General features: G+C 40.0%; 6 protein-coding genes. 4 read left to right on the plus strand and 2 right to left on the minus strand.

Annotated elements, in window-relative coordinates; all coding sequences use genetic code 11:
- Positions 1-77: 77 nt before the first annotated feature.
- Positions 78-1,739, minus strand: coding sequence for an energy-dependent translational throttle protein EttA (gene ettA / locus JMX13_RS12345; protein ID WP_201612990.1), 1,662 nt, complete (start codon positions 1,737-1,739; stop codon positions 78-80).
- 475 nt (positions 1,740-2,214) lie between these two features.
- Here ettA and JMX13_RS12350 point away from each other — a divergent pair, with 475 nt between their 5' ends.
- Both JMX13_RS12350 and JMX13_RS12355 read left to right on the plus strand, forming a co-directional pair.
- Positions 2,215-2,505 carry a GNAT family N-acetyltransferase gene (locus tag JMX13_RS12350; protein ID WP_201545292.1) on the plus strand — a complete coding sequence of 97 codons (291 nt, stop codon included), beginning with the start codon at positions 2,215-2,217 and terminating at the stop codon, positions 2,503-2,505.
- A gap of 310 nt (positions 2,506-2,815) precedes the next feature.
- Positions 2,816-3,109, plus strand: a complete 294-nt coding sequence (locus JMX13_RS12355; RefSeq protein ID WP_201612992.1) for a 4a-hydroxytetrahydrobiopterin dehydratase — start codon at positions 2,816-2,818, stop codon at positions 3,107-3,109.
- Between the two features lie 133 nt (positions 3,110-3,242).
- Here the strand turns inward: JMX13_RS12355 and JMX13_RS12360 are convergent, their stop codons facing one another.
- A complete protein-coding gene (locus JMX13_RS12360; RefSeq protein WP_068407724.1) occupies positions 3,243-3,398 on the minus strand; it encodes a DUF1328 domain-containing protein in 156 nt (51 codons plus the stop codon).
- Positions 3,399-3,996: 598 nt separating this feature from the next.
- Between JMX13_RS12360 and JMX13_RS12365 the strand changes: the two genes are divergently transcribed.
- Positions 3,997-5,295, plus strand: a complete 1,299-nt coding sequence (locus JMX13_RS12365; protein WP_201612994.1) for a saccharopine dehydrogenase family protein — start codon at positions 3,997-3,999, stop codon at positions 5,293-5,295.
- 365 nt (positions 5,296-5,660) lie between these two features.
- Positions 5,661-6,497, plus strand: a complete 837-nt coding sequence (locus tag JMX13_RS12370; protein ID WP_227686318.1) for a hypothetical protein — start codon at positions 5,661-5,663, stop codon at positions 6,495-6,497.
- The last annotated feature ends 326 nt before the right edge of the window (positions 6,498-6,823 follow it).

Genomic DNA, 6,823 nt, shown 5'->3' on the forward strand with positions numbered 1-6,823 from the left:
CTTTTTTATTATCAATTTTAAACTTCTATACAGCCATATTTTTATCGGCTGTTAGATAGCTATCTTAGCTAGATGTCCTAGGTACTAATCTTTTTATACTTCATACGCTTAGGACTGGCGTCATCACCCATGGTCTTTTTACGATAGGTTTCAAACTCAGAATAGTTACCATCGAACCAAACTGGGCCCTCTTCTTCAAATGCCAAAATATGAGTGGCGATACGGTCAAGGAACCAACGATCATGCGAGACCACCATTACCGTACCTGGAAATACTTGAATCGCATCCTCTAGCGCACGTAAGGTTTCGATGTCCAAATCGTTTGACGGTTCATCAAGCAGCAAAACGTTCGCGCCTTGTTTTAGCGTCTTAGCAAGCTGCAAGCGGTTACGCTCACCACCTGATAATTGACCAACGTGCTTTTGCTGATCTGAACCTTTAAAGTTAAAGCGACCGATATAAGCGCGGCTTGGCGTCGTATAGTCGCCAACCGTAATGATATCAAGCCCGTCAGAAATTTCTTCCCAAACCGTTTTGCTGTCATCTAAGTTGTCACGTACCTGACCAACATAAGCAACTTTGACACTTTCACCCAATTCGACTGAACCGGTATCTGGGGCATCGCGTTCGGTAATCATGTTAAATAGCGTAGTTTTACCCGCACCATTTGGACCAATAATACCAACGATAGCACCTGCTGGGACGTTAAAGCTAAGGTTTTCATACAGCAAACGATCACCAAATGATTTAGAAATATCATTGACTTCGATGACTTTATTACCCAAACGAGGACCCGGTGGAATATAAATTTCAGAGGTCTCGTTACGCTTTTGGAACTCTGTTGAGTTCAATTCTTCAAAACGCTGGACACGAGATTTAGACTTAGCCTGCTGACCTTTTTGGTTTTTACGAATCCAATCAAGCTCTTTTTTCAGCGCTTTAGCAAAGGATTCTTCTTGCTTATTCTGCTGCTCTAAACGAGTATTCTTTTGCTCGAGCCACTCAGTATAGTTGCCTTCATACGGATAGCCATGGCCACGGTCAAGCTCCAAAATCCACTGAGCAACGTTATCCAAGAAATAACGGTCATGGGTAATGGCGACAATCGTACCGCTGTAGTTCTGTAGGAACTGCTCTAACCATGCAACGGACTCAGCGTCCAAATGGTTAGTCGGTTCGTCAAGTAACAGCATATCTGGGCGTGACAATAGCAGGCGGCATAGGGCCACACGGCGTTTTTCACCACCAGATAGTTTGCTAACATCTGCATCCCATGGCGGCAGACGCAAGGCATCAGCCGCTTTTTCGAGCTGGGTATTTAAGTTATGCGCATCCCATGCTTGGATGATGTCTTCCATCTTGCCCTGTTCTTCAGCAAGCTTATCAAAGTCAGCATCAGGCTCAGCATATTCTGCATAAATAGCATCTAAACGAGCAAGTGCATCTAAGGCTTCACGCATACCATCTTCGACGTTACCGCGCACGTCTTTACTGTCATCAAGCTGTGGTTCCTGCGGCAGGTAACCAATTTTGGTGCCAGTTTGCGCGCGTGCTTCACCACTAAATTCAGTATCCACGCCCGCCATAATGCGTAGCAAGGTTGATTTACCTGAACCGTTAATACCAAGGACACCGATTTTGGCACCAGGGAAAAATGATAGGTTGATGTTCTTTAAGATTTCACGCTTAGGTGGAACAAGTTTTGACACGTTGTTCATCGTGTAAATATATTGAGCCATTAACACTCCGATAGACTGCATAAACGAGGCTGACAAACCCTATTCAGCAATAGTGCCAAACGGACTGCGCCTCAAAAATCAGGGTTATAAATTGTCTGCCATTATCGCATTGTGGCGCAACCCCTGCAAGCTAACAGGCTGTTTTAGCTGTCGTTTTGCGCCTTTTAACTTTTTTTGCTGTCTTTTTGCCGATAGCGGTCTGTTTTATCAGCTTTCTATCACAAAAACTTTTATAAAAAGTCATTCATTACAAACTCTTGTAGCGATGTTTGACATAAAGTAAGGCTATTAACATTCGTCCTATCTAGCCTTACGGTAAATGACTAGAAACTTAGCTTAAAAACGCCCACAATAACCCAGATAATGCGTTTAAGAGTAAGATGTTTGGCATTGAAAGATGCTTCAGACTAGAAGCAAAATAAACGTCTGATTAATAGCTAGTAATAATTATAAATATTAATAATGGAGAGTTTCTATGAGTAATGATAACAAACAGAATCTAGATATCGTACACGATGAGCAAGCGAAGCGTTTTGAGACCTCAATCGATGGTCATACTGGTTATATTAGCTATCAAGAGCGTGATGATAAATTGGTCTACGACCATACCATTGTACCGCAAGAGTTGGGCGGCCGCGGCGTAGGCTCGGCATTGGTCAAACATGCGTTAAACTATGCGCGTGACAATAATAAAAAAATCGTACCACAATGTTCGTTTGTTGCCTCTTATATCGATAAGCACCCTGAATATCAGGACCTGCTATAGTGCAGGTAAGTTATGAGCGTATTTAGCGCTATATAACAATGATAGTTTTTACTACCAACCGCTATACTAGAGCTATATACTCTAAATATTGAGGCCTCACAGCCCTCCTATCTTTCAGATGTTTTTCATTATTTATTTGCAGCCAAATAAATAATAAGATATCCGTAATAGGTGGGTTTTTTGTCCCAAAGTTTTTGTAGTCTACGCGCTTATCACGTGAGTAAAAGCGCCTGAAGCTTATCGTAATCGCCACACTATTTTATCGTTAATAGTGATTTTTCCATCCACCATAATAATAAAGGATATCACCATGAGTAGTTTATCTAATCAACAAGTTGATTTGCAGTTGGAAGAATTGCCAGGCTGGCAGCGTGAAGGTAATAGCATTGTCAAAAGCTATCACTTTAGCGATTTTATTGAAGCCATGAGCTTTATGAATCAAGCAGCTTTTCATGCTGAAGCATTAGAGCATCATCCTGAATGGAGTAATAACTATAATGTGGTCGAAGTTCGCCTGACTACTGGTGATACCGGCGGTATTACTAGCCATGATGTTCGTTTGGCAAAACGAATGGAGCATATCATCCAACCTAAAACCTTTTAGTATTTGATAGTAGGTTTGATGGCGTTGATAGCAATCAAATCTACAAATATTAGCCATAAAAAAAGTCCTCTATAGAGGACTTTTTCTTATTATTACAATGAATACTTAAAATCTAAGCAGTCACTGTTCTCTATTACATACGGCGGCTAACAAATGCGACAATGAATAGAATCACAGCAATGGCTAGTAGAATGTAGGCAAAGTTTGCAGATAGGCCAGCAACACCGCCAAAACCTAGGAAACTTGCAATCAATGCGATAACGGCAAAAATAATAGCCCAACGAAACATAATATTCTCCTCAAATAATGATTGAAAACTAGGTATAAAGATAAGTACAGTAAATGTCTATAAGACAGTTATTAGCCTAATTGTTGACTAATTTGATTTACTAGCAATATCTTAATTACCCAATATTTTACTTTTTGTTTTTAATACTACTTATAACTGCTTACGAATATAGATTAGCAATGATTGCCTCTAGAAAACGTTCATTTTGGTAATAATGTCGATAGGTTATGTAAACTTTGTAGCAAATCTTACCGTTTTGAAGTTTTTACTTGGCTTTTCAGGACTTATGTGCAGAGACAGTAAACGATTACGTAAACTCGCCTATTTTTATGAGAAAATTTGCAATAGCTTTCAATGCCAATTTTCTTATACCTATCCCAGAGTGCTGACAGGCATGACTCTCAAATGGTTATTTAGCAAAAGTCACTTATAAAGAAGTTATTTAAGGAAATTACTCGGTAAGAAGTTATTTAAAAAAAGTTACTTAAGAAAAGTCATTGGGTAAAAATAATTTACCAATGCTCTTGAGAACAAGTATTTAATAATGGTCGTTTAACAGTTACCATTTAGTAACAGCCAATTAATAAGGAAAATAAATATGAATACGGATTCTTCAAACAATACAAAAACGTCAAATGATAAGCAATCAACTACAATCGAAAAACGCCCTTATGCGGTGGTTTTATACGGAGCAACAAGCTTTGTTGGACAAATTACCGCGCATTATTTAACGGAATTTTTATCGAACACTAAAGACAAAAATGGCGCTAACGTTACTTGGGCGATAGCCGGTCGTGATGAGGAAAAACTTAATGAGCTGCAATCTAAGCTTGCTAGCAAAGTTGACATTATCATTGCGAATAGTGACGATGCAGCTAGCCTCGATAAAATGACCAAGCAAAGCCAAGTTATTATCTCAACCGTTGGCCCTTACCTAAAATATGGTGAGCCTTTGATTAAATCTTGCGTGAATAACGGTACCGATTATGTCGATCTCACCGGTGAAGCTATCTTTATCAAGGATATGATGGATAAGTATCAAGATACGGCAAAACAAAGTGGCGCGCGTATCGTCAACTCTTGTGGTTTTGACTCTATTCCGTCAGATTTGGGCGTGTATTTTACTCAGCAAAAAGCGGAAGAAAAATTTGGCAACGCCTGTGATGTTATCCATATGCGCGTCAAAGCGGCAAAAGGCGGTTTGTCTGGTGGCACGATTGCGTCGATGGCGACAATCTTTGAAGAAGTCAGCCAAGATAAATCACGCCGTAAACAAGTGGCAAACCCTTATTTGCTCAATGACGATAAAGAAGCGCCAAACGTGCGCCAAGCCAATGTCAGTAAGCCAGAATACGATGACGAGCATAAACGCTGGTTAGCGCCTTTTGTCATGGCAAGCATCAATACCCGTATCGTGCATCGCAGTAACCAACTGCTTGGCTATGAATATGGTCGCGACTTCAAATATGACGAAGCGATGTGGATGAAAGATGGCGTAAAAGGCAAACTATCAAGCTATGCGATGAGCGCAGGCTTATTAGGTTTTGCTACTGCGATGATGATTAAACCAAGCCGAGAGCTTTTGTCTAAGCACGTGTTACCTAAATCAGGCTCAGGTCCTTCTAAAGAAGAGCAAGAAAATGGCTATTTTGATATTCGTCTATTTGGCAAAACTGCCAATAATGACACCATCAATACCAAAGTAACGGGCGATAAAGACCCAGGTTACGGCAGCACCTCACGTATGTTGTCACAAGCGGCATTATGTCTCGCTCAAGATATTAGTAAAAATGATGTTGGCGGTGGTTTTTGGACGCCTGCCTCGGCGATGGGAGATAGTTTAATTGAACGTTTAGAAGCGCACTCTGGTATTAGCTTCGAAGTAGTCGAAGATTAATAACAGCCGTAGTTAAAATTAAAGCAATGTAATTTTAACCAATATAGTAACGACCGCGTCTTGGCAACAAGAGGCGGTTTTTTATTACCTATATTTTTTATTGTCTATGTTTTTTACCTCGTTGCCATAAACATTTTAGACAAATGTTAATAAATAATAAAAGCGTATTTCTTTGGTAAACGATGTTGCCCATTTGCTCTTTTTCAATACATTAAGCTACACATTTCCGGACTAATGTCACAGCCATATTGCTAGAACTGACGTAGGATAAAAGAGGTTATTGCACGGGTTTTATCTACCAAGCACAAACATACCAAACCCAAAGAAAAAATATTAACAATAATTAAGAGGGAAGGATTATGAAAATGAATGTATTAACAGCCGCGATTTTGACGTCAGGTGCCGCTATGTTTGCGAGTACTGCCAATGCCGGCATGACAACTGATAATCATGGCAACGTCGGTTACGACAGCTACGATGAATGTGTCATGGCGGTCAAAGATGGTTCTGCCAAATCTTATACTCCTTATACTTATCAAAAACCAAAGATGCAAACGGGCGAAGCTTCTGTCAAAAAAATGCGCTTATCTGAAGTGACGATTCCTAAAACCGTCGTAAATAATAATAACTTGAGAGCCGATGGCTATATAGCCGGTGCTTGTGACTTAGGGGTTGGACAGTCAAATGGGCGCTACGGCGTTTCAGGCGCTTTAGTAGGTAAATACGTCCCTATTGCCGCTGATATGCCGGTTAACGTCTATATGAATAAAGCGGGTAATCCAGTACGTTTAAGCATGCAGCAGTGTGATAATCATTTTGGTGCAAAATTCCCAACGCCTATCATGAGTGAGGTAAAAGAAACGGATACACCGGCGCTAGAGGCTGAAATCGCTATCACTGAAGAGCGTAGCATGGAACCGGTCGTTGTAGAAACTACCCGCGTCATTCGCCCTGCTAAGTACCGTGTAAAAGAAGTCATCATCGCACCACAAGATCAGATTAAACGCGTTAATACGGCAAATGGTACTGCTATAGCGATTGAAACAGATGCCAATCAAGCTGTCATCGTTGGTCAAGAAGCAGATACTGAAATACTTGAAGATACAGAAATCAGTCAAACCTTCCCTGTTATTCGTGTGCCGGATAATAATAAGCAACGCGTTCTCGATCCAAATACTGGTAAATACGTGATTATTGAATAAATCATTGATAATAAATCGATGATAAAAGTATTGAGTCAGCATTTTTACGCTTGATTAATATAAGGTTGATATAAAAACTCACATAGAATAGAAAGGTAGAGGATCAACTCTACTTCCTTATCTGACAATAACCATACAGTAATTGCACAAAGTCACCTACAAACATAGCTCTGTTAGACTCTTAATCTATGTGCTACTGAACTTACGCTTATTTAGTTGCTATTCTCCCCTTTAGATTTTTATCGCTGATTTAGGTTAGCTTATAAAACTCTTTATACAAATCGATCATGATAATCACTGACTGGTTATCATGATTTTATTTTATC

Source organism: Psychrobacter immobilis, assembly GCF_904846285.1.
GTDB lineage: Bacteria > Pseudomonadota > Gammaproteobacteria > Pseudomonadales > Moraxellaceae > Psychrobacter > Psychrobacter immobilis_D.